This is a genomic window from Ralstonia sp. VS2407 (genome assembly GCF_052950655.1).
On the sequence record NZ_JBRFVG010000126.1, the window covers coordinates 1 to 534 of the forward strand.

Here is a 534-nt window from a genome sequence, read left to right on the forward strand (position 1 = left end):
GTGAAGCGGATCACCGCCGTGTCGACACCTGCATCGAACAGGCGCTGACGGGCCGAGTTCATATCCTCGAACTTCGAGAACGGGCCGACGCGCACACGGAAATAGGTCACGCCGCTGACGTCGCGCTTCGACACCTTCGATTCGAAGCCCTGGAAGCCGAGGCGCGCGCGCTGCTGCTCGGCATCGCCTTCCGTCTTGTATGCGCCGACCTGCAGGAAGTAGCCGGTGTTCGCGTCGTTCGCGGTCGGCGGCTTCGCTGCCGCTGCGGCCGTGGCCGACGACGTCGGCTTCGGCGTGTTCGCGGCCTGCTGCTGTTGCTGCTGCTTTTGCGCGGCGGCCTGCTGCGCCTGCTTCTGCGCGGCGAAGCGGGCGAGGTCGTCCTCGCCGCCTTGCTGCTGTTGCTGCGCCTGTTGCGTCTTCTGCGGCGGCGGCGTGGTGTCGGCCGGCTTCGGCGCGACGGCGACGCCGTTGCCCGACGACGGAGTGTTCGACGCGGTGGTGTTGCTCGAGCCGGTCGCGCCGTTCGTGTTACCC

The 534-nt window shown here is 68.7% G+C and carries 1 protein-coding gene; it reads right to left on the reverse strand.

The annotated features are described in order from the left end of the window. On the reverse strand, nt 1–534 hold a 534-nt coding region (locus ACU8YE_RS24200; RefSeq protein ID WP_446929905.1), incomplete at both ends, for an SPOR domain-containing protein.